At 64.9% G+C, this 26,197-nt stretch carries 31 protein-coding genes and 1 tRNA gene; 17 read left to right on the top strand and 15 right to left on the bottom strand.

What is annotated here, in order from left to right; all coding sequences use genetic code 11:
- The first annotated feature begins 107 nt into the window (after positions 1-107).
- Positions 108-287, top strand: a complete 180-nt coding sequence (locus AC6I6S_RS02900; protein WP_497948226.1) for a DUF7836 family putative zinc-binding protein — start codon at positions 108-110, stop codon at positions 285-287.
- A gap of 278 nt (positions 288-565) precedes the next feature.
- Entirely contained in the window at positions 566-802 is a 237-nt protein-coding gene (locus AC6I6S_RS02895; RefSeq protein WP_497948225.1) for a UPF0058 family protein, read from the top strand.
- A 172-nt stretch (positions 803-974) separates the two neighbouring features.
- Here the strand turns inward: AC6I6S_RS02895 and AC6I6S_RS02890 are convergent, their stop codons facing one another.
- Positions 975-1,442 (bottom strand): DUF555 domain-containing protein, encoded by a 468-nt coding sequence (locus AC6I6S_RS02890; protein ID WP_497948224.1) that lies wholly within the window; start codon positions 1,440-1,442, stop codon positions 975-977.
- Positions 1,443-1,595: 153 nt separating this feature from the next.
- On the opposite strand from AC6I6S_RS02890, the gene AC6I6S_RS02885 reads away from it, so the two are divergent.
- Positions 1,596-2,522, top strand: a complete 927-nt coding sequence (locus AC6I6S_RS02885; RefSeq protein WP_497948223.1) for a DNA-3-methyladenine glycosylase family protein — start codon at positions 1,596-1,598, stop codon at positions 2,520-2,522.
- Positions 2,523-2,529: 7 nt separating this feature from the next.
- Here AC6I6S_RS02885 and AC6I6S_RS02880 read toward each other — a convergent pair whose 3' ends face one another.
- Positions 2,530-2,784, bottom strand: coding sequence for a hypothetical protein (locus tag AC6I6S_RS02880; protein ID WP_497948222.1), 255 nt, complete (start codon positions 2,782-2,784; stop codon positions 2,530-2,532).
- Positions 2,785-2,872: 88 nt separating this feature from the next.
- Between AC6I6S_RS02880 and AC6I6S_RS02875 the strand changes: the two genes are divergently transcribed.
- Positions 2,873-3,151: an acylphosphatase gene (locus tag AC6I6S_RS02875; protein ID WP_497948221.1), complete on the top strand. Its 279-nt coding sequence runs from the start codon at positions 2,873-2,875 to the stop codon at positions 3,149-3,151.
- Positions 3,152-3,161: 10 nt separating this feature from the next.
- On the opposite strand, the gene AC6I6S_RS02870 is transcribed toward AC6I6S_RS02875, so the two are convergent.
- Entirely contained in the window at positions 3,162-3,686 is a 525-nt protein-coding gene (locus tag AC6I6S_RS02870) for a hypothetical protein (protein ID WP_497948220.1), read from the bottom strand.
- 54 nt (positions 3,687-3,740) lie between these two features.
- Complete coding sequence (locus AC6I6S_RS02865) at positions 3,741-4,082, bottom strand: hypothetical protein (protein WP_497948219.1); 342 nt, start codon at positions 4,080-4,082, stop codon at positions 3,741-3,743.
- Between the two features lie 114 nt (positions 4,083-4,196).
- Between AC6I6S_RS02865 and AC6I6S_RS02860 the strand changes: the two genes are divergently transcribed.
- Together AC6I6S_RS02860 and moaC are read left to right on the top strand one after the other, a co-directional pair.
- Positions 4,197-5,624, top strand: coding sequence for an NAD(P)H-hydrate dehydratase (locus AC6I6S_RS02860; protein ID WP_497948218.1), 1,428 nt, complete (start codon positions 4,197-4,199; stop codon positions 5,622-5,624).
- On the top strand, positions 5,617-6,141 hold the full coding sequence (moaC, locus tag AC6I6S_RS02855) for a cyclic pyranopterin monophosphate synthase MoaC (RefSeq protein WP_497948217.1): 525 nt from the start codon (positions 5,617-5,619) through the stop codon (positions 6,139-6,141). Before AC6I6S_RS02860 ends, moaC begins: the two co-directional genes overlap by 8 nt.
- A 24-nt stretch (positions 6,142-6,165) precedes the next feature.
- Here the strand turns inward: moaC and AC6I6S_RS02850 are convergent, their stop codons facing one another.
- The 5 genes from AC6I6S_RS02850 to AC6I6S_RS02830 all read right to left on the bottom strand — a co-directional run bounded on the left by AC6I6S_RS02850 (position 6,166) and on the right by AC6I6S_RS02830 (position 9,752).
- Positions 6,166-6,909, bottom strand: coding sequence for a beta-ketoacyl-ACP reductase (locus AC6I6S_RS02850; protein WP_497948216.1), 744 nt, complete (start codon positions 6,907-6,909; stop codon positions 6,166-6,168).
- 97 nt (positions 6,910-7,006) lie between these two features.
- Positions 7,007-8,368 (bottom strand): class III poly(R)-hydroxyalkanoic acid synthase subunit PhaC, encoded by a 1,362-nt coding sequence (gene phaC, locus AC6I6S_RS02845; protein ID WP_497948215.1) that lies wholly within the window; start codon positions 8,366-8,368, stop codon positions 7,007-7,009.
- The gene (locus AC6I6S_RS02840; protein ID WP_497948214.1) at positions 8,365-8,910 is read right to left on the bottom strand and encodes a poly(R)-hydroxyalkanoic acid synthase subunit PhaE; all 546 of its coding nucleotides are present in this window, start codon (positions 8,908-8,910) and stop codon (positions 8,365-8,367) included. Before AC6I6S_RS02840 ends, phaC begins: the two co-directional genes overlap by 4 nt.
- Before the next feature lie 39 nt (positions 8,911-8,949).
- On the bottom strand, positions 8,950-9,435 hold the full coding sequence (locus tag AC6I6S_RS02835; protein WP_497948213.1) for a hypothetical protein: 486 nt from the start codon (positions 9,433-9,435) through the stop codon (positions 8,950-8,952).
- Entirely contained in the window at positions 9,432-9,752 is a 321-nt protein-coding gene (locus AC6I6S_RS02830; RefSeq protein WP_497948212.1) for an AbrB/MazE/SpoVT family DNA-binding domain-containing protein, read from the bottom strand. The genes AC6I6S_RS02835 and AC6I6S_RS02830 overlap by 4 nt, the downstream gene beginning before the upstream one ends.
- Before the next feature lie 216 nt (positions 9,753-9,968).
- Between AC6I6S_RS02830 and AC6I6S_RS02825 the strand changes: the two genes are divergently transcribed.
- The 7 genes from AC6I6S_RS02825 to cdd all read left to right on the top strand — a co-directional run bounded on the left by AC6I6S_RS02825 (position 9,969) and on the right by cdd (position 17,799).
- The gene (locus AC6I6S_RS02825) at positions 9,969-10,622 is read left to right on the top strand and encodes a MaoC family dehydratase (protein WP_497948211.1); all 654 of its coding nucleotides are present in this window, start codon (positions 9,969-9,971) and stop codon (positions 10,620-10,622) included.
- Positions 10,623-10,786: 164 nt separating this feature from the next.
- On the top strand, positions 10,787-12,151 hold the full coding sequence (locus AC6I6S_RS02820; protein WP_497948210.1) for a phosphohexomutase domain-containing protein: 1,365 nt from the start codon (positions 10,787-10,789) through the stop codon (positions 12,149-12,151).
- A 203-nt stretch (positions 12,152-12,354) separates the two neighbouring features.
- Positions 12,355-13,416 (top strand): BMP family lipoprotein, encoded by a 1,062-nt coding sequence (locus AC6I6S_RS02815; RefSeq protein ID WP_497948209.1) that lies wholly within the window; start codon positions 12,355-12,357, stop codon positions 13,414-13,416.
- 5 nt (positions 13,417-13,421) lie between these two features.
- Positions 13,422-15,050 (top strand): ABC transporter ATP-binding protein, encoded by a 1,629-nt coding sequence (locus AC6I6S_RS02810; RefSeq protein ID WP_497948208.1) that lies wholly within the window; start codon positions 13,422-13,424, stop codon positions 15,048-15,050.
- Complete coding sequence (locus tag AC6I6S_RS02805; protein ID WP_497948207.1) at positions 15,047-16,279, top strand: ABC transporter permease; 1,233 nt, start codon at positions 15,047-15,049, stop codon at positions 16,277-16,279. Before AC6I6S_RS02810 ends, AC6I6S_RS02805 begins: the two co-directional genes overlap by 4 nt.
- Positions 16,272-17,348 (top strand): ABC transporter permease, encoded by a 1,077-nt coding sequence (locus tag AC6I6S_RS02800; RefSeq protein ID WP_497948206.1) that lies wholly within the window; start codon positions 16,272-16,274, stop codon positions 17,346-17,348. The genes AC6I6S_RS02805 and AC6I6S_RS02800 overlap by 8 nt, the downstream gene beginning before the upstream one ends.
- A 58-nt stretch (positions 17,349-17,406) precedes the next feature.
- The gene (gene cdd / locus AC6I6S_RS02795; protein ID WP_497948205.1) at positions 17,407-17,799 is read left to right on the top strand and encodes a cytidine deaminase; all 393 of its coding nucleotides are present in this window, start codon (positions 17,407-17,409) and stop codon (positions 17,797-17,799) included.
- A gap of 22 nt (positions 17,800-17,821) precedes the next feature.
- Here cdd and AC6I6S_RS02790 read toward each other — a convergent pair whose 3' ends face one another.
- Entirely contained in the window at positions 17,822-18,244 is a 423-nt protein-coding gene (locus AC6I6S_RS02790; RefSeq protein ID WP_497948204.1) for a DUF488 family protein, N3 subclade, read from the bottom strand.
- Positions 18,245-18,304: 60 nt separating this feature from the next.
- Here AC6I6S_RS02790 and AC6I6S_RS02785 point away from each other — a divergent pair, with 60 nt between their 5' ends.
- Positions 18,305-19,126 (top strand): nucleoside phosphorylase, encoded by an 822-nt coding sequence (locus AC6I6S_RS02785; RefSeq protein WP_497948203.1) that lies wholly within the window; start codon positions 18,305-18,307, stop codon positions 19,124-19,126.
- A gap of 147 nt (positions 19,127-19,273) precedes the next feature.
- Here AC6I6S_RS02785 and AC6I6S_RS02780 read toward each other — a convergent pair whose 3' ends face one another.
- Both AC6I6S_RS02780 and dacZ read right to left on the bottom strand, forming a co-directional pair.
- Positions 19,274-20,038: a mechanosensitive ion channel family protein gene (locus AC6I6S_RS02780; RefSeq protein ID WP_497948202.1), complete on the bottom strand. Its 765-nt coding sequence runs from the start codon at positions 20,036-20,038 to the stop codon at positions 19,274-19,276.
- A gap of 1 nt (position 20,039) precedes the next feature.
- On the bottom strand, positions 20,040-20,858 hold the full coding sequence (dacZ, locus tag AC6I6S_RS02775; RefSeq protein ID WP_497948201.1) for a diadenylate cyclase DacZ: 819 nt from the start codon (positions 20,856-20,858) through the stop codon (positions 20,040-20,042).
- A gap of 243 nt (positions 20,859-21,101) precedes the next feature.
- Between dacZ and AC6I6S_RS02770 the strand changes: the two genes are divergently transcribed.
- Positions 21,102-21,632, top strand: a complete 531-nt coding sequence (locus AC6I6S_RS02770) for a cupin domain-containing protein (RefSeq protein WP_497948200.1) — start codon at positions 21,102-21,104, stop codon at positions 21,630-21,632.
- A 198-nt stretch (positions 21,633-21,830) separates the two neighbouring features.
- Here the strand turns inward: AC6I6S_RS02770 and AC6I6S_RS02765 are convergent.
- Positions 21,831-21,912, bottom strand: a tRNA-Leu gene (locus AC6I6S_RS02765).
- A 174-nt stretch (positions 21,913-22,086) separates the two neighbouring features.
- Positions 22,087-22,260: a hypothetical protein gene (locus AC6I6S_RS02760; RefSeq protein WP_255167721.1), complete on the bottom strand. Its 174-nt coding sequence runs from the start codon at positions 22,258-22,260 to the stop codon at positions 22,087-22,089.
- A 242-nt stretch (positions 22,261-22,502) separates the two neighbouring features.
- Here AC6I6S_RS02760 and AC6I6S_RS02755 point away from each other — a divergent pair, with 242 nt between their 5' ends.
- Positions 22,503-22,811, top strand: coding sequence for a transcription initiation factor IIB family protein (locus AC6I6S_RS02755; protein WP_497948198.1), 309 nt, complete (start codon positions 22,503-22,505; stop codon positions 22,809-22,811).
- Between the two features lie 256 nt (positions 22,812-23,067).
- On the opposite strand, the gene AC6I6S_RS02750 is transcribed toward AC6I6S_RS02755, so the two are convergent.
- Positions 23,068-23,559, bottom strand: a complete 492-nt coding sequence (locus AC6I6S_RS02750; RefSeq protein WP_497948197.1) for a phosphopantetheine adenylyltransferase — start codon at positions 23,557-23,559, stop codon at positions 23,068-23,070.
- A gap of 187 nt (positions 23,560-23,746) precedes the next feature.
- Here AC6I6S_RS02750 and AC6I6S_RS02745 point away from each other — a divergent pair, with 187 nt between their 5' ends.
- Positions 23,747-26,002 carry an NADP-dependent malic enzyme gene (locus AC6I6S_RS02745; protein WP_497948196.1) on the top strand — a complete coding sequence of 752 codons (2,256 nt, stop codon included), beginning with the start codon at positions 23,747-23,749 and terminating at the stop codon, positions 26,000-26,002.
- Positions 26,003-26,197 lie beyond the last annotated feature (195 nt).

The raw sequence follows: 26,197 nt of genomic DNA, 5'->3' as shown, positions 1-26,197 counted from the left end.
TCCAACCGTTTCTGATTTTCTCTCTGGACCACCGTCCCAGTGCCGACAGTGAGTCGAACACTGTCGTAGCGACAAAGCTTTTCACTGCGGGTGTGAAACGGGTTCTCATGGAGGAAACGACCGTTCAACTGTTGTGTCCCGAATGTGCCAAAGATTGGCAACTGCCGCCGAGTGACCTTCCCGACACCGCCGAGATGTTCCACTGTCCAAACTGTCACGCCTCGCGGCGTACCGCCGAATTCACCCGAACGGATCGGGACCTTCGAACGCTCAAACAGCTCGGATAGTCGCCGTACTCCCCCGTTTATTGATTGGTTAATCCTCCTAACGACAAGTTCGCACATACTGTTTATTTCTCTGCTCTTCTGATGTCACAATTTATAAGAAATAGGTGTATATGATGTGGTAATACTGTATTTCCCCCCTGCGGCCGGTCGATTATGAACGTACCATCTACAGAAACGGTACGTTTAGCCTCGAGACACACTATAATTCCAACATAGGACGTGTGGTAACGAGACTCAGGATAATAATATAACCCTGCAGTGGGTAGCATTGGATGGTTATGAAGAAACAGGAGCTCATTCACCTTCACGGCCTTCTTGCGGAGGTATCCAACCAGTGTGCAGAGTGGGACGACTGCCGAATCAATCTCGATGAGTACGAGTCGCTTGGGATTCGACCGACATCAATTCACAAATCGAAAACTGACCACAAAGCCGCTGTTTTTGCACTCGCCGGTGGAATCACTCACAACATGAGTGAGGAAGAAACGGAAGCGGTCGCCGCAACTGCAGACTAAGTATACGACATCATCTCGAGACAGTACGCTCGTGAGTGGCAAAACTGCTTCAACGGTCGATTGTTGCCGCGTACGCCGTCTCTACGTCCTCCGCTGAGATCTCATCTGTCCCGTCGCTTTCGTCGCCGACCGGCTGTTCCATCCATCCCGAACGGTTTTAGCTGGTTCGTCGTTACTCGAGAAGGTCCTCGAACTCGGGAAGGACGTCGTCGCGGTCATCGTCCGATTCTGCACTCTTCTCCGAGTCGTCCCCTTCATCGGTGGTCTCGTCCGCTTCCGCACTCTCCTCGGTGTCGTCGTCCTCGTCTTCGAGTACCTCGACTTCGAGGACGTCGAGCGGTATGTTCTCGAGGCGCTGGCCGATCTCCTTGCGGGCGATCCGCGAGGCGTGCTCCTCACGCTCGACGTTAAAAACGGTCATCTCGAGTTCAAGCGCGACCAGCGCCTCGTCGGCGGCGATGAACGCCGGAGGAAGCTCCTCGCCCGAGGGGGAGGTCCGCGTTCCCATGTTGATCTCGACGTAGTTCAGATCAGGGTTCAACATCTCGCCGGTTTTCGAGATGCCGATCCGAATCGCCTCGTCTTCGGTTTCGACGTCGAACACCGGGACGGCAGCCTCGACGACAACCCTGCAATTCATAGCTAGGTATTGTATGGCCTACAGTATGAAGGTTCGCCCACAGGAACCGGTCGATCGGCGCTGAATACGCCGAAATCCTGCGTTCGTCGAGGTGCCGATCACCCGTCTGCGGCTTCGAAAGGCCCAAGCCGTCGCTCCCGAAGGCATCTACCGATGGAAACTGGTTCGATCCCGATCGACGAACTGTCGGGCGGACTCGACCTGTACCGAACGCTCGAGAGCGGCCAGACCTACCTGTGGCGCCGAGGAGACGGTCGGATGTACAGTGGTGAGCCCAACCCCGGCACCTGGTACAGCACCGTCCTCAACGGCACCGAACCGGCGTTTACCGACGTTTCGAACGCTCGTCCGGCGGTGATTCGGGCCCGTCAGCGCGACGGATTCCTCGAGTGGCAGGCGACCGACGGGGTCGACGGCGATGGCGCGATTCGACGGCTCCTGCGCCTCGAGGACGACCTCGAGGGGATCGCCGCGACGGCTCCCGCGGATCCGCTGCTCACCGAGGCGTACGCCGCCCACGACGGAATGCGTCTCGTCGAGGATCCCGCGTTCGGGACGCTGATCTCGTTCATCTGTTCGGCCCAGATGCGCGTGAGCCGTATTCACGGGATGGTGAAAACGCTGGCCCAGGAGTACGGGCGGCCGGTGAGCCTCGAGGGGGAGACCTACTACGCGTTCCCGACGCCGAAGGATCTGGCGACGGCGACGGAGTCCGAACTTCGGGACCTCAGTCTCGGCTACCGCGCGCCCTACGTGGCCCGAACGGCCGAGATGGTCGCGAGCGGTGAGGCCCATCCTGTCGACGCCCGGGAGTTGCCGTACGAGGAGGCTCGCGACTACCTTACCCAGTTCGTCGGCGTCGGCGAGAAGGTCGCCGACTGCGTGTTGCTGTTCGCCCTCGGCTTCGACGAGGCCGTTCCGCTCGATACGTGGATCAGAACCGCCATCGAAGAACAGTACCCCGACTGCGACCGTGGCTCGTACGCGGCTACCTCCCGAGCGATCCGCGAGCGGTTCGGCGGCCAGTACGCCGGCTACGCACAGACCTACGTGTTTCACCACCTCCGAACCGGCGAGTAATCGGCCCCTATCCCGACTCGTCGTAATCCGCTCGCCCGGTGATCGCCCAGTAGGCCCGGGAGACGAGCGTGACCGCGAAGATAACCGCGAGGGCGAGGACGACCCAGCGCGCGACCGTTTCGCCGAGTAAATACCACGTTAGCCCGCCGGCGACGAGGACGAACACGACCGCTCCGGCGAACAACTCAAGGAGTTCGCGGATCGAGGCCCGACTACTCGAGACGTCGAGGTACTCGTCCTCGAACCGGTCGATAATTCCCATCAGGACCACCTCCCGCCTCGAGACCGGGCGCTGCGATCCGCCCTCGAGCGGAGTCGATTTTTTACCCCTCGGCACAGAGTGCGCATACATGAACGATCGAACGCGAGCGCACGTGTTCGTTTCGGGTACGGTCCAGGGCGTCTACTACCGGGCGAACACCCGCGACACCGCCCGGGATCGCGGCGTCGACGGCTGGGTGCGAAACCTCGAGGACGGCCGGGTCGAAGCTGTGTTCGAGGGCCCGGAGGAGGCGGTCGACTCGATGGTGACGTGGTGCCACGAGGGCAGCCCCGCGGCAGAGGTCGAGGGTGTCGAGGCGAAAGACGGGGAACCGCAAGGGGAGAACGGGTTCGAGGTTCGGTACTGAGACGACCACGTTAGTCGTCTGTCGGCGTGGCCTCGGGGCCGGGGTCGAGTTCACGGTACTTGGTGAGCCACGGCGGCTCTTCGGTGTGGGCCCACTCCGCCCACTCGGCCTTCTCGCCGGCGTAGTACGCCCGGTAGGCCGCGACCGGGTCGCCCGGTCGCCGGTACTCCTCCGGCATCGCCTGCGGGCGCGACGTTAGCTCCGCTTGCGTGAAGTCGATCTCGTCGGGGTCGATCCGATCGATCACGGCCCAGCTCGCGTGGCCGTCCTCGTGGCCGTACCGGGACTTGAACTCGGCGTTGAGCGCCGCCGCGTGCTCGCGCAGGCGAAGCCAGTTCGCCCGCGACTCCGTCGCCCATCGCGTCACCGGGTGGTTCGCGTGGGTGGGTCGGTAGAGAAAATCCGCCTCGAGGCCGTTCTCCCTGGCGGCGGTACAGAGCACCTGGGCGGCCTCGAGCAGCAGCTTGTTGACGTGCTGGTCACAGTGGTAGCGGGCGGCCAGCTCTGGATCCTCGTCGAGCCAGAAGACGTTCACACCGAATACAGGGCTTGCGGGTGGGTAAACGTAACGGGACCGGATGAGCAGGGTTCAGGCCGCACGGCGCGACCGGTAGCCGCCCGCGAACTCGCGCCAGACGACCCCGACGAACAGCGCCGCGATTACGAGCGCGACGCTCCGACGCTCCGCGACGGTCGCTGACCCCGTCCAGAGAATTGCAACGAGTACTGCGAGCACCATCGCGACGCGAACGCGGACTCGAGGCGGAACCTCGTCGTCGGTCGCCGCGAGGTAGCACTGCGGGCCGACGATTCCGACGCCGACGACCAGAACGAACAGGAGTGCAACGCTTTCTGTCGCAACCACCACCGGCAACGTCAGACAGACGAGTGTCACCGAGACGGCGATCACCAGCGTTTCATCGGCGGACATCGGTTACTGAGTCATTCATCCACTGGAGTATAAAAATTCTACATTTCCAGGGCGGTTTCGATCACCTTCGTCGGCTCCCACACGCTTTTCGCTCCCGACGGCAAACGCCCGGGTATGATTACCGGCGAACGGATGGCCGCCGTCGACGAGAACGCCGCCGCCCTGGGTGTGAGCCAGAAACAGCTGATGGAGTCGAGCGGGAACGCCGTCGCTCGAGTCGTCCGCGAGGTCGCCGACCCCGGCGCGCGGGTCGCGATCGTCGCGGGACGGGGAAACAACGGCGGGGACGCCTTCGTCGCCGCTCGCTTTCTCGAGAGCGACGACGTCACCACCCTGCTGCTCGGTCGCGCCGAAACGATCGGCACCGACATCGCCCGCGAGAACTGGGAGGCCCTCGAGGCCGGCGAATACGACGCGCGGGAGGTGGCCGACTCGCGGGGTCTCGAGCTTCCGGAGGCGGACGTGATCGTCGACGCGATGCTCGGCACCGGCATCTCGGGAGAACTGCGAGAGCCGGAAGCGACCGCGGCGCGGGCGATCAACGACGCCGGCCCGACGGTCGTCGCCGTCGACGTCCCATCCGGGTTCGACGCGAACGAGGGCGAACACGCGGAAAACGGCGTCGAGGCAGACCGTGTTGTCACGTTTCACGAGGAAAAACCAGGTCTCGAGGACCTCGAGGCGGAGGTCACCGTCGCCGACATCGGCATTCCGGCCGCCGCCGAGCACTTCGTCGGGCCGGGTGACGTTTCGCTCGCACGACCCGACGAGCGGGCGGGGCGGGCGTTCGTCATCGGCGGCGGCCCCTACACGGGAGCGCCTGCACTGGCCGCTCAGGCCGCGCTGCGGGCGGGGATGGAACTCTCCTTCGTTTCCGCACCAGAGGCCGTCTCCGGGCAGATCCAGGGGTACGCCGAGGACCTCATCGTCCAGTCCTACGAGAGCGACCGGCTGACCCCCGATCAGGTCGACGACCTGGTCGACACCGCCGAATCGTACGACGACGTCGTGATCCTGGGACCGGGACTCGGAAGCGCAGAGGAGACGCTCGAGGCTGCCCGCCTGTTCCTCGAGTCCTACACCGGTCCCGTCGTGGTCGACGCCGACGCGCTGTCGGTCGTCCCCGAGGTCGACACCGAGGCGACGCTGGTCTGTACGCCCAACCGCCGGGAACTGGCGGATCTGGGCGGTCCGGAGGTCGACGACCTGCGAGAGGTCCTCGAGGAGATCGAGGCGCTTTCCGCTGAACTGGGCCACGTGATCCTCGCCAAGGGCGAGGAGGACGTGATCACCGACGGCGAGCGAACGAAGATCGACCGCTCGGGGGTGCCAGGGATGGCCGTCGGCGGCACCGGCGACCTGCTCGCCGGTATCGTTGCCGGACTGCTCGAGCATGCCGAGCCGTTCGAGGCGGCCTGTGCGGCCGCCCGCGTCAACGGCACCGCGGGCGAACGGGTCGCGGAGACCCACCACGGCGGGTTGCTCGCCTCGGATCTGCTCTGTGAGATTCCGGCGGCGCTGTGGGGTGAGGACGATGACTGAGGACGCGGGCGCCGAGCGCCGATCCGCGGAGGACTCCGACGCGAGCGAACTGACTCACACCACCGCCGACGGAGACGTCCAGATGGTCGACGTGGGCGACAAACCCGATTCGAAGCGCCGCGCGGTCGCCGCGGGCGAGATTCGCCTGCAGCCGACGACGGTCGAGGCGATTCGCGCCGACGAGGTCGGGAAGGGGGACGTGCTCGCCACCGCCCGAATCGGCGCGATCCAGGCGGTCAAACACACCTGGGAGACGATCCCGATGTGCCACCAGATTCCGATTACCAACGTCGATACCGCCTTCGAAGTCGAGGAGGATCGGATCGAGCTCGAAGTCGCCGTCGGGACGACGGGGAAGACGGGCTGCGAGATGGAGGCCCTCGAGGGGGTTACGACCGGACTGAACGTGATCTGGGATATGGTCAAGGCCGTCGAAAAGGACGAGTCGGGGCAGTATCCCGAGACGGGGATCGAGAACGTGCGAGTGCTCGCAAAGGAGAAGCGGTCGAAGGAATAGCGACGGGTGGATCAGGGGCCGGCGCTACAGGTCCATCCCGCCGTTGACGTCGATCACTTCGCCGGTGATGTAGGAGGACTCCTCGCTCGCGAGAAATCGAACGACTGCAGCGATGTCTTCGACCGCCGCCAGGCGCTCGAGCGGGATACCCGCGATGATCCGGTCGAGCACCTTCTCGGGGACGCTCTCGAGCATCTCGGTGCGAGTGAACCCGGGGGCGACGCAGTTCGCCGTCGAACCGCCCTGGGCGAGTTCGAGGGCGATCGTTCGGGTGAACCCGAACATCCCGCTTTTCGCGGCGGCGTAGTTGGCCTGGCCGAAGTTCCCCTGCTTGCCGACGATACTCGAGATGTTGATCAGTCGGCCCTCGTGGGCGTTCCAGAGGTCGTCGTAGAACGCCTGCGTGCAGTTGAACATCCCGCCGAGGTTGACGTCCATCACCCGATCCCACTCGTCTCGGCTCATGTTCGTAAACTGCGTGTCGGCCGTAATGCCGGCGTTGTTGACCAGGACGTCCGCGGGACCGAACGCCTCGTGACAGACCTCCCGGACGTGATCGACGTCCGCTCTGTTCGTGACGTCCCCCTGTGCGGTGATCGCCTGTCCGCCGGCGGTTTCGATCGCCTCGACGGTCTCGTGGGCGGCCCCCTCGGAAGAACGATAGTTGATCACGACGTTCGCCCCCTCGCGGCCGAGGCGTTCGGCGATTCCGCGGCCGATTCCCCGGGCCGATCCCGTAATGACACACGTCCGGCCGTCCATTGACATGGTTGTACACACGTTGTATGGCCGACGATAAATAACGACCTGTTGTTTTCCTGTCCTGAAACCGCCTGCGGCGACTCGAGTCGCCGCCGAACCCGACTCAGCGTCGGCTCGCCTGCTCGATCCAGTCCTCGAGCCGGGACGGCGAAATTCCGGTCTCCGACGCGATCTCGACACCGTCGGCGCTCGCGAGATCCGCGAACGTCTCGATGCCGGCCTCGCGCAGGTCGGCGGCGTAGGCGTCGCCGACGCCGGTGAGCGCGGTCAGGTCGTCCGCTCCCGTCTCGTCGCCCGCGACGTCCTCGGCGAGGGCGGCGTCGACCGCCTCGTCGTCGGCCGTCGGCGTCTCGGGTTCGGCCTCGAGCGCCGCCTCCTCGACCTGCGAGCGCGCTTCGAACCACGCACAGACGTCCGGCCAGAGTTCGGCGTGGCTTCTCGAGGAGACCGACATCCCGATGTGACCCGTCGCGAACTCCATGATCTCCGTATCCTCGCTCGGGATAGCCTCGTTGAACGGCTTGGAGGCTTCCGGCGGGATCAGGTGGTCGTATTCCGCGACGATCTGAAGGACGGGCATCTCGATGTTCTCGATGTCGACGTGTTTGCCGTCGAGGTGGAGTTCGTTCTCGATCAGTTTGTTCTCCTGGTAAATGTCGGAGATGAACTGGTCGTAGGTGGCCCCAGCGACGTCGATCCCTTCCGAGAGCCAGCGCTCCATCCGGGCGAAGTTCTCGACGAAGTCCTCGTCGTCCATGTTCTCGTAAAAGCGGACGTACTTCGTCAGGCTGTTCGCGACGGGGTCCATCAGCGCGAAGCCGACGTCCAGGAACTCCGCGGGGACGTTGCCGAACGTGTCGGTGACTTTCTTCGGGTCGTAGTACTCCTCGGCGCCCCACTGCTCGAGCACGCCGCCCTCGCCCGTAAAGCAGAGGCCGGCCGCCATCAGGCCGAGATTGCGGACCTTCTCGGGGTGGAGCGCGGCGTACATCGCCGACATCGTGCCGCCCATGCAGTAGCCCAGCAGGTTGATCGACTCCTGGTCGGAGCGGTCGCGAACGACGTCGACGCAGTTGTCGATGTAGCGGTCGACGTAGTCATCGAGGGTGAGCGAGCGGTCGAGCGCGGAGGGCTCGCCCCAGTCGATCAGGTAGACGTCGAAGCCGGACTCGAGCAGGGTCTTCACCACCGAGCGGTCGGGCTGAAGGTCGAGGATGTACGGTTTGTTGATCAGCGCGTAGACGACGAGGATCGGCACGTCGTGTTGCTCCTCGGTCTGGGACTCGTAGTGGAGCAGGCGAAGCTTATTCTCCTCGTAGACGGCCTCGCTGGGCGTTTGCCCCACCTCGACGTTGTGGAACGTCTCGGTGCGTTCGGGAGCGACACGGCTCTTTTCGGCGACCTCGGTGGCGCTCTCCCAGGCCTGCCGTTGCATGTCCATCGCGAGTGCGTATGGGTTCTTCATTCGTCCTCGAGGTGTTCGAGTACCCGGTCGAGTTTGCGTTCGACGTCGTGCTGGCGTCGCTCGAGTTCGACCAGTCGGTCACCGACTTCGACGACGTCACTTTCGGTGGCGAAACCGAGCGTGCGCAGGGTGCTTTCGGCGGCCTCGTCGGCTTGCTGCTGGGCCTCGAGCACGTCGCCGACCGTTTCGCCGGTCATGCGGGCGAACGCGGTCGTCGACATCACGTCCTTGAACGCGTCGTTGGCGGTGTCGAGCCAGATGTCGCGGAACTCCTCGACGTCGACGTCCTCGCCACCGAGCGCGTCGGCCATCCGGTCGGCCATCTGTTCCGAGGCGTCCATCCAGGTCTCGTAGGCGCGGGCGTAGCCCTCGACGCCCTCCGAGAGGTCGTTGTTTTCGGTGGCTTCGCCGACGGCGTCCGACCAGCTCTCGACGAACTGCGCCTGGGCCTCCACGTTCTGTTCGACCGCGTTCGCGAACTGCTCGTTCCACTGTTCGACGAACGCGCTCCAGTTGTTGGGGTCTGGACCTGAGTCTGTCATGTGTAGTAGTTGAATCGGCGGCTGCAAAAGGGTATGTCTCTACGCGGCGGCGTCGAACTCGTCGGCGGCGTCCTCGGCGTTCTCGACGACGCGCTCGACGTTCGCCTCCGCCTGCTCGTGGGCCTCGAGGAACGAGTCGAACGAGGAGTCGACGGCGTCGGTGTAGCGGTCGGCGAACTCGTCGTAGGTGCGTTCGGACTCCTCGACGGCCTCGATCAGCGACTCGAGGCTCTCTCGCTGGGCCTCGGTTGCGGCGTCGAACTGCTCGTCGACCAGCTCGCGGAGCTCGTCGAAGTCGACCGACTCCTCGGGCGTGGTCGCCTCGAGAGCGTCGACGGAGGCGTGTGCAGCGCCCTTGGTGAGTTCGGCGTTCTGCTCGAGGAGGGAGTCGGAGGCCGACATGGCGTCAGCGATGGCGCCGAAGGTGGCCTTCTGGGCCTCGACGGCGTCGTGGGTCAGGGTTCGGCTCTGGGTGAGTGCGGTGCGCTGTGCGTCGAAGACGGGGGTGAATGGGTTCTGTGTCATTGTGAGTCCTCTCTGGTTCGCTTGACGGGAACGACGATCGTCTGGACGATGTCGCCTTCCTCGATGTCGAGGGCGTCCCGTTCGGGTTCGGGAATGCTGATCCGGCCGCCGCTCTGGACGCGGGCTTTGAACGTCGCCGTCCCGAGGTTCATCGGGTCGAACCCCGACGTGCCCTCGAGCGGGTTCGCCATGCCTGCCCGCATCATCTGGGAGAACAGGTCCTGCTGTGATTCGGCGACCTGCTCGCCCGCCTCCTGCATCTGCTTCGTGAACATCCCGGGCGTAAACCAGGGCGGTTGGCCGGAGTCGTCCGTCATCACCAGTATCGTAGACGGCCGCGCAGATAAGCGTTTCCACTAGATACCATCTAATGGGAGCAAATGGGGATTAAATACACAAAGACCCTCGAGTGGGTGGTTTATGCGAAAAGCGCTGCGAAGGAGGTCGCGGAGCGCCGATGGAATCGCGGAGTCGTCCACGCCGGCTGACGCAGTCAAAGGAGTCATATCAGCGACGCGCATACGTGATGACACATGACACGACAGCACTCGGGGGCGAACGCGGCCGAGATGACCGCCGCCTGGACGTCGCTCGCCAGTCAGTGTGTCCGAACTGCGGCCGCCGCCAATCGAGCCGCAGTCTCCGCGATGTTCCCCCGATCCGACGGAGATCACGCTACGTCCGACACCGAGGATCGAGCCGTCGCTCCACCGGTCCCCTCCCTCGAGTACTCGGATCTCGACTGGACGTTCGACCGAACCGTCGACGACCCCGCCCGCATCAGCGTCGGCGACGCGGTCACCTTCGAGAAGACGCTCTCGGACGAGGACGTACGCGCGTTCGCGCGGGTGAGCGGCGACACCAACCGCCTCCACCTCGACGAGGAGTTCGCCGCGGAGACCAGATTCGGCGGGCGGATCGTTCACGGAACGCTCGTCTCCGGGCTCATCAGCGCCGCCCTCGCGCGCCTCCCCGGGCTCACGATCTACCTCTCACAGGACCTCGAGTTCCGCGGGCCGGTGCGGATCGGCGACCGGGTGTCGGCTCGGGTCGAAATCGTCGAAGAACTCGGAAACGACCAGTATCGCCTCGAGACGCAGATCCGGGATGAGAACGACGACGAGACGGTTGTCGACGGTGAGGCGGTCGTCTTGATCGACGAGTTACCCGAGGAGAGTAGCCACTGAACGCTACTGCAACCTGATCGCACGACGGCTGTGCGACCAGTGTGTAATCGTATCAGTTACTACTATAGCACCTCGAGTTCGTCCCGAAGCGGTTTTTCACCACACTTCCTGGCAGGCGTGTCGAGGACAGTGCTGATAAGTAGCTCCTCGCGGAACTTCATCGCATGACGCTGTTCGGGACGGCAGGGATTCGCGGCCCCGTCGAAGAATCGGTGACGCCAGCACTCGCGCTTTCCGTCGGCCAGGCGGCCGGCGAGCCGGGCCAAACGTTCGTCGTCGGCCGCGACGGTCGAGAAACCGGCCAGGCACTCGCCGCCGCGATGGAAGCCGGCCTCGAGAGCGCGGGGGCCGATGTCCGCCGGGTCGGTCAGCTACCGACGCCGGGGCTGGCGTTCGCCTCGCAGGGTCGCCGCGGCGTGATGCTCACGGCGAGTCACAACCCGCCCGCAGACAACGGCATCAAACTGTTCGTCGACGGCGTCGAGTACGACCGCGACGCCGAGGAGGCCGTCGAAGCGCTGGTCGAGGCTCCCGAACTCGCCGCCTGGGACGAGTGGGGCAGCTCCGAGCGCCTCGAAGTCCTTCCGACCTACAGACAGGCCGTTATCGACTACGTTCGCGAGGGGTTCGGTAGTGAGAGTCCGCTCGAGGGCCTCTCGGTCGCCGTCGACTGTGGAACCGGCGTCGGCGCGGTCGCGACCCCACACGTCCTGGAGCGCCTGGGTGCACACGTGGTGGCGCTGAACGCGAACGTCGACGGCCACTTCCCCGCCCGCGAGAGCAAACCGACTCCCGAGACGCTGACGGATCTCTCGGCGTTCCTCGAGACGTCGTCGTTCGACCTCGGCCTCGCCCACGACGGGGACGCGGATCGACTCGTCGTCCTCAACGGCGACGGCGAGGTCGTCCACGAAGACACCGTTCTCGCGGTCGTCGCCGCTCACTACACCCGGACGGCGGACGTCGAGGATCCCGTGGTCGTCACGACGCCGAACGCCTCCGCACGAATCGACGAACAGGTGCGCAAGGCAGGCGGACGGGTTGAGCGGGTCCGCCTGGGCGCGCTCCACGAGGGGATCGCTCGAGAGCGCGACCGGGGGACCGACGACACAGCCGTCGTCTTCGCCGCCGAGCCCTGGAAGCACATTCACACCGCTTTCGGGGGGTGGATCGACGGCGTCACCAGCGCCGCCGTGGTGAGCGCCCTCGTCGGCGAGGCCGGCGACGTCGACGCGCTCCGCGAACCGGTGGCCGAACGCCCCTACCGCAAGGTGAGCGTGGACTGTCCCGATGAGGCGAAGGCGCCGGCGATGGCACGCCTCGAGACCGAACTCCCCGAGGCGTTTCCGGATGCGACGGTCGATACCGATTACGGGGTGCGACTCGAGTTCTCCGATGCCGCCTGGACCCTCGTCCGGCCGAGCGGCACCGAACCGTACGTACGAATCTACGCCGAGAGCGACGACGTCGACGAACTGATCGATGAGGCGCGGGCGGTCGTCGAGCGAGCCGTCGCCGACCGGTCCTGACCGGCCAGTGCCGGCCTGCCGGTTTTTCGATTACGGTCGCACTGGGTCTTGATCCGCGGTGTCGCGAACCCCACTTCGGTTCGTCTGTCAAATCGCATGTAATTTCCCACATCACACATGTAAATCGACTATTGCGACCGTTCGTCCACGGTATCGGGATGAATCCGTATACTTTAACCACCCCTCGCACGCTAGTCGCCTCCATGGCACGAGACAGACGGCGGTTCTTGAGTGGCGCTGGTGCAGCCGGTCTCGCCGCGTTGGCGGGATGCGTCGGGGGGTTCGGCGAGGAAGGGGACGACGGCGAGGGCGTCAACGTCGGTATGGTGTACGCCACGGGGGGTCTCGGCGACAACTCGTTCAACGACATGGCACAGTCGGGGGTCCTTCAAGCCGAAGAGGAGTTCGGCATCTCCTACAGTGAGTCCGAACCCGATACCGAGGGTGAGTTCGACGGCGCACAGCGAGACTTCGCAGAGTCGGGCGACTACGACCTGATCAGCTGTATCGGCTTCGCACAGCTCGACGCGCTGTCGGGGAACGCACCGGAGTACCCGGACCAGAACTTCATCCTCGTCGACGACACCCTCGAGGAGGAGGACAACGTCCGGAGTTACGTCTTCGGCGAGCACGAGGGGTCGTTCCAGGTGGGCCACCTCGCGGGGCTGTTGACGACGATGGAGTTCGAGGCCGGCGGGAGCGAGACGAACCCCGATGCGAGCACGGTCGGCTTTGTCGGCGGGGTCGAATCCCCGCTGATCCAGAAGTTCGAAGCGGGCTTCACCGCCGGCGTCGAGCACGCCGACGGTGACGCGGACGTCGTCACGAGCTACGTCGGCGACTTCAACGATACCGCAGGCGGCCAGGAAACCGCCCGCTCGATGTATCAGGATCAGGACGCGGACATCGTCTTCCACGCGGCCGGCGCGACCGGCGTGGGCGTCTTCCAGGCCGCCGAGTCCGAGGAGCGATTCGCCATCGGCGTCGACGCCGACCAGTCCCAGACCGAGGAGGACTTCGCTGACGTGATCCTCGCGAGCATGGTCAAACAGGTCGACACCGCGGTGTTCACCGCGATCGAGTCCGTCGTCAACGACGAGTTCGAAGGCGGCGAGGTCGAGGAGCTGGGACTCGAAGACGACGGGGTCCAGGCCGTCTACGGCCAGTCGATCGGCGACGAGATCCCCGACGACGTGAAAGACCAGGTCGAGGAGTCGAGAGAGGCGATCATCGACGGCGAGATCGACGTCCCCGAAGAGCCATAGTTGGTATGAGCGATCCGGGCACGGCGGCAGAACGCGGAGTGGAGGGGGGTGCAGACGGCGGGGATGCCACGCTCGCGGTCCATCTCGACGAGATCACCAAGCGGTTCCCGGGCGTCATCGCGAACGACGACGTCGACCTCCGGGTCGAACACGGGACCGTACACGCGCTTCTCGGCGAGAACGGCGCGGGGAAGACGACGCTGATGAACGTCCTCTACGGACTCTACGAGCCGAACGAGGGACGGGTCGTCGTCGACGGCACGGAGCGATCGTTTTCGACGCCGCGAGACGCCATCGACGCGGGGATCGGGATGATCCACCAGCACTTCATGCTGGTCGACACGATGACCGTCGCCGAGAACATCGCGCTGGGGAACGAACCGCGAAAGTGGGGCGGGCTGGCAGTCGACCGTGATCGGATCGAACACGAGATACTTGATCTGTGTGATCGCTACGGCTTTTCGGTCGATCCGAACGCGACGGTCGACGAACTGAGCGTGGGCGTCCAGCAGCGCGTCGAGATCCTCAAGGCGCTCTACCGGGGCGCGGACGTGCTGATCCTCGACGAGCCGACGGCGGTGCTCACCCCCCAGGAGGTCGAAGGCCTCTACGACGTCCTCGAGGAACTCACCGACCAGGGAAAGACGATCATCTTCATCACCCACAAACTCGGCGAGGCGATGCACGCCGCCGACGGGATCACCGTGTTGCGGGACGGCGAATCCGTCGGCACCGTCGCCCCGTCCGAGACGAGTCGTGAGCAACTCGCGGAGTTGATGGTCGGTCGGGAGGTGCTCCTCGAGGTCGACAGCGACCCCGTCGAGGCCGGCGAGCCGGTGCTCGAGACGGCGAACCTGACGGTCACGGACGATCGAGACGTCGACATCGTCGACGGCATCGATCTCGACGTTCGATCCGGCGAAATCTTCGGCATCGCGGGCGTCGACGGCAACGGCCAGGCGGCCCTGATCGAGGCGATCACCGGCCTCCGGAGCCCCGACGCGGGGCGAATCGACTTCGATGGCGTCGAGATCACAACGTGGTCCCGGCGGCAGCGTATCGACGCGGGAATGTCTTACATCCCCGAGGATCGTCACGAGCGCGGACTCGTCATGCCGTTCGATCTCGTCGAGAACGGCGTCCTCGGCAGCCAGCGCTCCCCCGAGTACGCCGACGGCGGCCGCATCGACTGGCGCCGCGTCCGCGAGCGCACGGAGGACATCATCGACACCTACGACGTGCGGCCGCCGAACGCAGACGCCGACGCCCACTCGTTCTCCGGCGGCAACCAGCAGAAGTTCATCGTCGGCCGCGAGTTTGAACGCGACCCCGACCTCGTGATCGCGACCCACCCGACCCGGGGCGTCGACATCGGCTCGACCGAGTTCATCCACGACCGACTGCTCGAGCTTCGCGCGGACGGAACGGCGATCCTCCTGGTCTCCTCGAACCTCGACGAGGTTCAGGGGCTCTCCGACCGACTCGCAGTCATCTACGAGGGCGAGTTCGTCGACGTGACCGATCCGGACGATGTCACCGAGGAGGAACTCGGACTGCTGATGGCCGGCGAACGGCCGGAGGAAACCGCACGGACCTCCCCGTCGAGCGAGGCGTTCACGGGTGATGATCGATGACGCGGCGGGACGACCTCGAGCGCTTGCTCGAGCGTCTGATCCACGCCTCGGTGCTCGAGCGCATTGCGATCAGCGTCGCCGCGCTGTTCGCCGCGATCCTCGTTGGCGGCGTACTCGTCTTCGTCTCCGGCGGGTTCGCGAGCTGTCGGGTCGGCCTCGATCTCGCCGGGATGACGTTCTGTTACAACCCGATGCAGGTGTACTACGAGCTGTTCCTCGGCGCGCTCGGCCACCCGCTCGAGGGAGGGTGGAACCCGCTGAACTTCAGCCTCGCGACGACGCTCCGTCAGACGACGCTGCTGATCTTCGCGGGCCTCTCCGTGGCCGTGGCGTTCCGCGCCGGGCTGTTCAACATCGGAACGCAGGGGCAGCTCGTCGTCGGCGGACTCGTGACGGCCGTCACCGTGCTCTACGCCGCGGCGGTCGTCCCCGGCGGCTTCGTCGGGACGGTCGTGCTCGTCCCCCTCGGCGTCCTCGCCGGGGCGGTCGGTGGCGGCCTCTACGGAGCGATTCCGGGCGCGCTCAAGGCCTACGCCGACGCCAACGAGGTGATCACGACGATCATGCTCAACTTCGTCGCGATCGGCGTCACCTCGACGCTGCTCTCCTGGCGGTTCCAGGACCCCAACAGCGCGAACCCCCAGACCGAACCGATTCCGGAGTACGCGGAGATCCCGAACCTGCCGCTGATCGGATTCAGCGGCCGGATGAACTTCTCGCTGCTCGCGCTCGGCTTCGCGCTCGCGCTCGCCGTCGGCATCGCCTGGGCGCTCGCCCGGACCTCCTTCGGCTACGAACTCCGGACGAGCGGCATCCAGCCGGAGGCCGCGGCCTACGGCGGCGTCGACGAAAAGCGCATGACCGTCGCCAGCATGACGCTCTCGGGCGCCCTCGGCGGCATCGCCGGCGCCTTCTGGGTGCTGATGCAACACGGCCGGTGGCTCGAGAACGTTCCTCCGCTCGGGTTCGACGGCATCGCCGTCTCGATCCTCGCGGGGAACAACCCGCTCGGGGTGGGCGCCGCCGCGTTCCTGTTCGGCGTGCTCTCGAGTGGGTCGCGGTCGATCAACACCGCGACGGACGTCCCGCCGGAGCTGGTGGGGATCCTCTCGGGGCTCATCATCCTGTTCGTGGCGATGCCGGAGTTCTTCCGGATGATCGGCCGACGCTACCTCGACGTCGAGGCCGGACGGCCGGCTCGATCTCACGGGGGTGGTGGCGATGATTGAGCGCGTTCGTTCGATCCCGCGCCGACTGATCGTCGCCGTCCTGGCCGCGATTGCGGTGCTGTGGATCGGCGTCGGTCTCGCCTTCCCCGAGTCGTGGCCCGGCGTCCTCCTCTCGGTGGCGGCGAGTCCGAGCACCCACACCGCGATGCTGCGCCTCGCCGTCCCGATCGCGCTCGCCGCCATCGGCGGCATCTTCGCCGAGAAGAGCGGCGTCATCAACATCGGGCTCGAGGGGCTGTTGATCGTCTCGGCGTTCAGCGCGATCATCGTCACCTTCTGGCTCGGCTCCGGGGAGTCGACGTACCTGCTCTCGAACCACTGGTGGGGCTTCCTCGTCGGCGTCCTCGCGAGTACGCTGTTCGCGCTGCTGTTCGCGGTCGTCTGCATCGAGTTCAAGGCCGACCAGATCATCGCCGGCCTGGCGGTCTGGCTGATCGCGCTCGGCCTCGCACCCTTCGCTTCCCGGATCGTCTTCGACAGCCCGAACACCGCACAGGTCGGGACGTTCAGCAACGTTACCGTGCCGGGACTGTCGGAGGTTCCGCTGCTCGGCTACCTGCTGTTCGACACGAGCCCCGAGGTGTACATCATGCTGGGTGCGGCAGCCGCCGGCTGGTACGTTCTGACGCAAACGGCGTTCGGTCGCTGGATCGAGGCCAGCGGTGAGAACCCGAAAGCACTCGATACGGCCGGCATCGACGTCAGGACGGTCCGCTACGCTGCGGTCATCCTTTCGGGGGTCTTCGCCGGCCTCGGCGGTGCCGGGTTCGCACTCGGCCAACTGGGTACGTTCGCCGGCGGCGGCGAGACGGACATGCAGGGACGCGGGTTCATTGCCATCGCGACCTACCTGTTCGCGAACTACCACCCCATCGGCGCACTCGCGGGCTCGTTCCTCTTCGCGGGACTCGACGCCATGCAGATCCGCCTGCAGGCGTACGGCTACGCCGTCCCGACCGAACTCATCCGCACGATCCCGTATCTGACGGTGATCGTCGTGCTGGTGTTCGTCGGCAAGACGCGACTGCCCGACGCTGCCGGCGAGTCCTACGAGTCCGGGGACGACTGACCCGGGCTCTCGTCTATCCCTTCGATGTCTTCTTACACCTCCTCGAGCAACCTATCCCATGAACGACCTGATCGACGCCGCCCGCGAAATCCAGTCGCAGGCACACGTCCCCTACTCGGAGTATCCCGTCGGTGCCGCCCTCGAAACCGCCAACGGCGAGGTGTTCGTGGGCTGTAACATCGAGAACGCGAACTACAGCAACAGTCTCCACGCCGAGGAGGTCGCCATCGCCGAGGCGGTGAAGGAGGGCCACCGCGAGTTCTCGCGCATCGCGGTGAGTTCGAACCGCCGCGACGGCGTCACTCCCTGTGGAATGTGCCGCCAGACGCTCGCGGAGTTCTGCGGGGACGACCTCCGCGTGATCTGTGACGAGGGCGAGGGCGAAGAGCCCAGCGAGTACCGCCTCGGCGATCTGCTCCCGAACACGATCACCGGGGAGATGCTCGAGTAGTCGGTGCGGCCGTCCGAAATCGTCACTCGAGTCTCTCGCGCAGAATCGTCCGGTGGCACCGCTTTTTCGCCGTGTTCTCGTAGCAGACGAGCGCCAGCGATTCGCCGGCCTCGAGCCGATCCTCGAGCGCGGCTATCGCTTCCTGGGCGTCGGTCGACTCCTCGAGATATTCCCGGTACCGCGCTTCGAACCCGACCTGTTCCCAGGCGGCGTTGTGTGCGCCCTCGTCACACAGCCCCTGCATCTTGAGGTCCTCTTTGGCCGTTTGGACTGCCTCGAGTAGCTCCGGTGGCGGTCCCAGCGCCGGCACGTTCTCGTCGACGGCGGCGTGGAACCACCGCGTCGGGTTGCGGACGACGCCCACGAGCGCCGCTTCCGGCGGAATCTCCGCGAGGTCGTGCTGGAGCGCCGCGACGTACGTGTCGGTGAGCGACCCGCGAGCCATACCGGCAGTACGGCGGTCCAGCATTTATATACGGTGGCGGTTCGAACCCTCGAGTCTCAGATGGCCGGACACAGCGAAGATCCGAACGCCGACGTACAGTACCACCTCGAGGTGTCGTCCGACGACGTCGCCGACACCGTGCTCCTGCCGGGCAATCCGGAGCGGATCGAGAAGATCGTCCAGTTCTGGGACGACTCGGAGGAGCGGGCGCATCACCGCGAGTACCGTACCGCGACCGGCAGCTACGAAGGAACACCGATCTCGGTGACCTCGACGGGGATCGGCGGCCCCTCCGCGGCCATCGCCGTCGAGGAACTCGCCCGGGTGGGCGTCGATACGTTCATTCGGGTCGGTTCCTGTGGGGCGATCCAGCCCGAGATGGCCGTCGGCGACCTCGTCATCACCACCGGCGGCGTCCGCCAGGAGGGAACCAGCGACGAGTACGTTCGCGAGGACTACCCCGCGACCGCCGACTACGAGGTCGTCTGCGCGCTCGTGGCGGCGGCCGAACGCCTCGGCTACGACTACCACACCGGCGTGACGATGAGCGCCGACTCGTTCTACGCGGGGCAGGGACGTCCCGGTTTCGAGGGGTTCGAAGCCGCCGGTGCCGAGGACCTGGTCGACCAGTTGCGGGAGGCCAACGTCAAAAACATCGAGATGGAAGCCAGCGCGATCATGACCATCGCCAGCATCTACGGCCTCCGCGCCGGCGCCGTCTGTACCGTCTACGCCAACCGCGAAACCGGCGAGTTCCGCACCGAGGGGGAGTCTCGAGCGGCCGAAACCGCTTCGCTGGCGACGCACTTGCTCGCGAAGATGGACGCTGTCAAGCGCGAGGCGGGCGCAGAGCGGTGGCATGCGGGACTCTCGCTCGAGTAGCGAGGGACGCTACGTCCCTCGAGGCGGACGAGCGGGGAACGCAGTGACCCGCGAGTAGCGGGGGTCCTCATTTCATTCACACCGCGAACGCTACGGGCGAGGAACGAAGTGCTCCGCGAGTAACGACTGCGGTCGATAGGCGCGATACTAGTCCCTGATCCGGACGATTCCCTCTTCGAACACCTTCCGGTTCGGGACGATGAACTCCTCGGAGTCGTCTTCGATCTTCGTCACGAAGATGTCTACCTCCTGAACAATTCCCGACTGATCGCCGATCCGGATCCGGTCGCCGATTCCGTAGGGCTGGTTCAACAGGAGATAGATGCCCGCGGCGCTCGAGACGAGGAAGTCCTGAAACGCGAACGTGCCGACGATGACGATACCGGCGGCGTACACCGTCAGCAGGATCATCAGCGCGAGGACGTTGACGCCGACCTGTGCGAAAGCGATCAGAAAGGCGACGTACAGCACCGAATATTTCACGACCTTCGGGATGATCGAGACTTCGGGGAGTTTGACGCCGCGGAGGTACTCGCTGACGATGAGTTCGATCTTGTCGGCGACGATGAACCCGAGGATGAGCACGAACACGGCGATGAACACCTGGGGGATGAATCCAATGATCCTCGCCCAGAACGCGTCCGTCTCGAGCAACTGGGCGATGTGTATCGCCGTCAACACCGCGATGCCGTAGATGAACCACGAACTGATCCGGGCGATGATCCTGACCGTCGACGTGCCGAGCGACTGGGCCGTCCGCTCGAACGGCGTCCCTTCCACCGCCTCCGGGACGCCCGCGGCCGTCAACAGTTTCTTGTTCAGTTGCCCGACGATGTACCCCACGACGATCCCGAGGAGCAACACGCCGGCGGCTATGACGGGTTCGTTGATCACCGTCTGCCAGCCCAGCATATCAGTACTCCTCCGGGTCGACCTCCAGAACGATCTCCCCACCCTTGAACGCTCGCACGAGGCCGTCGCTCTCTGAAAGCACTATGGAGACGGCGTTCGTGTCACGGCTGATCGCCCCACCCGCCATGTGTCGCGCACCGAGCCCCTTCGGAATGTCCACCCCCTCTGCGGAGGGCTCGAGGTAGCGGTAGGCCGAAACCAGTTTGCCGGAGTCGGAGATGACGAACGCGCCGTCGAGCCTCGAGAACTCCTTGAGCATGACGTTCACGATCGGATCGCCGACGTGGACGTGGGACTTCTCGAAGGGGTTGTACGAGAGCGGCCGGGACTTGTTCATCACCTTCCCCGCGTCGCCGACGACGAACAGCGCGCCGACGGGTTTCCCCTTCTGGCCCTTCTTCCCGAGTTCGATCGCGAGTTCGAGCACCGCCCGGATCACCTCCGGCTCGGCGCGGGACTTCGCGAACAGGTCGAAGATGCCGGTGTGGTCGTCCGCGTCGGCTCGCACGCGGGACACGGTGTCGGTCCCGTCGCCGAAGACGCTCGTCGCACAGGCGAGCACGTCGCCGTCGTCGATCACGCCCCGTTCGAGTGCGCCTTCGAGACCGAACCGGATCCGGTCGGCGACGTTCTGGAACTCGATCGGCAGTTCGACGAACGTGTTCGCACCGACCGCGTTCTCCGTGCCGACGACGATGAGGTCGATCTCCTCGTCCTCGAGTTCGAGAAACCGCTCGTAGTACGATCCGCTCGGAGAGAAGAGCACGACGGCGTCGACGTCCGAGAAAATGTCCCCGAAGACGTCGTCTATTCCGGCCATTACCACTATAACCCGTGGCTGCCCGAATAAGCGTTTTGGACCGTCTGACGCGTGTCTGTCTCTCGTTTCGGCTTCGTTCCGGTGTAATTTGGTTCGTCCGAGTTTCGTCTCGAGTCACTGGAATTCGACCGACTGCGACGACTCCTCTCCGGAACGCGGCCAGTTTAGGAAAACGGTTCACTGCAGTAATACGGCGGTGAACCGACCGAAACCGAGTTTGTGGATGGGCCCAAACTGACGAGCATGGAGACGGTCGTGATCGACGACGTCGAGCCCGACGACTACGACAGCCATATTCACGCGGACCGCCGCGTGCTGACCGACCCCCTGAACAGCAGCAACCTCGCCGTCACCTACTACTCCCTCGAGCCGGGCGAGCGCTTCAGCGGCTCCGTCCACGCCCACATGGACCAGGAGGAGGTGTTCGTCGTTCTCGAAGGCGAAGCCACGTTCGCAGTCCGGCCGGTTACGGAGGGCAGGAAACCATCCGAGAGCCTCGAGACGGTTCCGGTCGGCCCGAACGAAGCGATCCGGTTCGGCCCCGGCGAGTTCCAGTCGGGAGCCAACGAGTCCGACGAAGCGGTGGTCGCGCTGGCGCTGGGTGCGCCGCGAGATAGCGAGGAGACCCGGGTCTCGAGCATCCCGGTGCTGGGCAGGAACGTCGAGTGTCCTGACTGCGGACACGATAATATGCGGATCTCTTCGGATCCGGATTCGGAGCTGGTGTGTCCGGAGTGTGACGGCGAGTTGCGGGTTGGGTCTGGTGATAGCTGAGACGGGAGACCGCAGCGGGTGGTGGTAGCGAGTGAAACGAGTCTGAACCGCGGAATGGCGAACGGCATCAGCCGTGGGCCGGGAACGCTCGGAGGCGCATGCGCGGGGCAGGATTCGAACCACGGTCGCAGCGAAGCTGCTCCCTGATTCGAATCCTTCGTTGCGCATACACGCCACTCACCAGTGTTCGAGGCGGTATGCGCGGGACAGGATTCGAACCTGCGGACTCCTACGAGACAGCGTCCTAAGCGCTGCGCCGTTACCGCTTGGCTACCCGCGCGCAGTCTCGAGTTTCGGCGAATCGAGTAAGAAGCTGTCGGTCCGGGCTACTCGCGGATCACTTCGCTCCCCGCTCGTCTGTGTCGAGGCCCTCCCTTCGTTCGCGCCTCGTTACTCACGGGTCACTTCGCCCCCCGTTCGTCTGTGTCGCGGTTCTCGCTCCGCTCGAACCGCGTTACTCGTGGGTCACCGGCTCTTCGGGCGACCAGTCCGGTGGAACGATGAACGTTACGTGCTCTGCATCACGCAGCTGGTGGAGCTCTGCGGCTTGCTCTGCCAGCGCACGGTCTCGGTAGGGCATTTCGAGCCCACACCCGGTACAGACGAGTTTGCAGGTTGGTTCGTTCATAGGTGAGGACGGCTGTGCCTCTCGCGCAGTCCACCGGAGAGCCGACGACAGGCGTCGATATCTGCTTCGATCCCGCGGTGCTTTAGTAATCTGCACCTACGAAAATGGCCCCGAACAACCATCTTCCCGCACTATTCGTAGCTGAACGTTGCTTATCGTAGCTCACTGTTGTCCGACACTGTGTCGATCGGGTGACCGACCGCGAGCCGTGAGTTTATACCGAATCGGGCAGTAACAACGGTATGTACAGCGCGCGAGACCGCGTCGAGTACGCGGAGTGGCTCGAGCGGCTGGATCGAGTCGGCGACCGTCTCGAACTCACGACCGAGGCGCGAACCTGTGCGACGGACCTCTTCCTCTCGGACGTCCCCGACACCGATCGGTCGAAACGCGCGATGCTCGCGGCGAGCGTCTACGCCGGTTCGCTGGTGGCCGGTGACGGCCGAACCCAGCGCGAAGTCGCAGACGCCGCGGACGTCTCCCGGCTATCGATCCAGCAACACTGGAAGGACGTCCTCGAGCGGGCCGGCCTCGAGTCGCCGAGCTGGTGAGCGGGGTACCCTGCAGGCGACTCGACGGGAGACGTCGGTGCGAGGAGCGACCGCCAGCCGCCCGTCGAAACAGCGTTTCGACGAGAATCCATCGCCTGTCTCGACGTAAGGGTGTGCTACGGCGCCGAAACCTGGCACACACGTTCGGTGACGTGAGTCTCGACGACGAGATAGCATCAGCACGATCGGAGTCATCGATCTACTGTGTGGTCATCGACCCGTGACCGTCGCTACCGACGTTTGCGGCTGGCTGCAGTCACTCCCGATTCTCACGACGGCCGTCGTGGTCGGGCGTCAGGTTCCCGTGTTCGTCTATCTCGCCCTGTACGATCCGGGTGCTCGAGATGATGTCGTCGTCCTCGGCGAGTTTGTGGGGAACAACGACGATCTCGAGGGGGGCGTGGCCGCGTTCCTCGCGGATCTCGTTGATCCGCTCGCCGCCGTCGACCGTTTCCGGCGAGACGATCAGGTAGTCGAACTGCGGTTCGGTGGCGATTCCGGTGGGTTCCGAGAGCGTGCGAATCTCGAACTCCCGGTCGTGTTCGTCGGCGTACGTCTCGAGGCACGCGGCGAGATCGCGCTCGCGCTCGTCGTAGGGGCGAACGTAGCGGTCGACGTGGCGCGTCTTCGGCGCGAGTTCGTCGCTCGTCAGTCCGACGGTTACGTCTCCGAGTTCGAACGCCCGTTCGAAGAGTTGACGGTGGCCGTCGTGAACGGGGTCGAACGTCCCACCAAGCGCGACGTCCATACCCCATCCCACAGGGCGGGTGCGTATAAAAGGGTCGAATCGGTCTATCACCTGAACGGTGGCCGATTCGTTCGTCCGGTTCGCTGCGGCGGTGACGATTGGGTGAAGTCGACTGCGGGGGAACTTTCGACAACTGTCGACTGTCCCCTTCGCATCGTTTTTAGTGGTCGACGGCAGTGGCTGTGGTATGGGACTCGACGAGGAGGCGCTGGACTATCACCGTATCGACCCGCCCGGAAAAATCGAGATTTCGACCACGAAGCCGACGAACACGCAGCGGGACCTGTCGCTCGCGTACTCGCCAGGGGTGGCCGCTCCCTGTATGGAGATTCACGAGGACGAAACCGACGCCTACACCTACACCGCGAAGGGGAATCTCGTCGGCGTCGTCTCGAACGGCTCCGCCGTGCTCGGGCTAGGAGACATCGGCGCTCAGGCGTCGAAGCCGGTCATGGAGGGGAAGGGCGTGCTGTTCAAACGGTTCGCCGACATCGACGTCTTCGACATCGAACTCGATGAGGCCGACCCCGAGAGGTTCGCGGCGGCCGTGAAGATGATGGAGCCGACCTTCGGCGGCATCAACTTAGAGGACATCAAGGCGCCGGAGTGTTTCACCATCGAGGAGCGACTGCGCGAGGAGATGGATATTCCGGTGTTCCACGACGACCAGCACGGCACCGCCATCATCTCCGGCGCCGCGCTCGTCAACGCCGCCGACATCGCCGGCAAGGAACTCTCAGATCTCGAGATCGTCTTCTCCGGCGCCGGCGCGAGCGCGCTGGCGACCGCCCGCTTCTACGTCTCGCTGGGCGCGAAACGTGAGAACATCACGATGTGTGATTCGTCGGGTATTATCACGCAAGTCCGTGCCGACGCCGGCGACGTCAACGAGTACAAACGGGAGTTCGCCCGCGACGTTCCCGGCGGCGACCTCGCCGACGCGATGGCAGGCGCTGACGTCTTCGTCGGCCTCTCGATCGGCGGCATCGTCAGCCAGGAGATGGTCCAGTCGATGGGGGACAACCCGATCATTTTCGCGATGGCGAACCCCGACCCCGAGATCGGCTACCACGAGGCCAAGGAGGCTCGCGAGGACGACGTGATCATGGCGACGGGGCGTTCGGACTACCCGAACCAGGTCAACAACGTCCTCGGATTCCCCTTTATTTTCCGGGGGGCGCTCGACGTCCGCGCGACCGAGATCAACGAGGAGATGAAAGTCGCCTGCGCGAAGGCGCTCGCCGACCTCGCTCGCGAGGACGTCCCCGACGCCGTCGTCAAGGCCTACGGCGACGACCCGCTCCAGTTCGGTCCCGACTACATCATCCCCAAACCCGTCGACCCCCGCGTGCTGTTCCGGGTCGCCCCTGCTGTCGCGAAGGCCGCAGCGGACTCCGGCGCGGCCCGCATCGACGTCGACATCGACGAGTACGAGGAGGAACTCGAGGCCCGCCTCGGGAAGTCCCGCGAGATGATGCGCGTGGTGCTCAACAAGGCAAAGAGCAACCCCAAACGCGTCGCCCTCGCGGAGGGAGAAAACGAGAAGATGATCCGGGCAGCCTACCAGCTACGCGAGCAGGGAATTGCCGACCCGGTCCTCATCGGCGAGGAAGATCAGATCAAGCGAACCGCGGCGAATCTCGGTCTCGACTTCGAGCCGGAGGTGGCGGATCCGGACGACGGCAACTACGAGGAGTACGCGGATCACCTCCACGCCCTCCGCAAGCGCAAGGGGATCACGCGCACCGAGGCCGGCGAACTCGTTCGCCGGGACACGAACTACTTCGGGAGCGTGATGGTCGAACAGGGTGACGCCGACGCGTTCCTCACCGGCCTCTCGCATCACTACCCCTCCGCGCTGCGGCCGCCGCTGCAGGTGATCGGTACCGCACCGGACGTCGACTACGCGGCCGGCGTCTACATGCTCACGTTCAAAAACCGCGTGATCTTCGTCGCCGACGCGACGGTCAACCAGGCCCCCGACGAGGACGTCCTCGCCGAAGTCACCAAACAGACGGGGAAACTCGCCCGGCGGTTTAACGTCGAGCCACGCGCGGCGCTGCTCTCCTATTCGAACTTCGGCAGCGTCGACAACGAGGGCACCCGAAAGCCGCGGGAGGCCGCTCGACTCCTTCAGGACGACCCCGAGGTCGACTTCCCCGTCGACGGCGAGATGCAGGCTGACACCGCCGTCGTCGAGGACATTCTCGAGGGCACCTACGGCTTCTCGGAACTCGACGAGCCCGCGAACGTGCTCGTCTTCCCGAACCTCGAGTCCGGTAACATCGGCTACAAACTGCTCCAGCGTCTCGGCGGCGCGGAGGCCATCGGCCCGATGCTCGTCGGGATGGACAAGCCGGTGCACGTCCTCCAGCGCGGCGACGAGGTGAAAGATATCGTCAACCTCGCGGGCGTAGCGGTCGTCGACGCTCAGAAAGAGTAGCGAGGGATCGTAGATCCCTCGAACGAACGGGGGAACACACGCGAGTAGCGCGGTTCGGAGCGAATAGAGTGAGCGAGAACCGCGACACAGACGAGCGGGCGAACGCCCGCGAGTAGTTCCGCAAGCAACCTGGCGTTTCGGGACCGTCTCAACGCCAAGAACTACCAAAACCGAGATGTTTTTGTCGACCCGTTT

The sequence above is a fragment of the Natrononativus sp. DTA114 genome (assembly GCF_059736515.1).
This window is presented reverse-complemented; position numbering and strand designations above follow the sequence as displayed.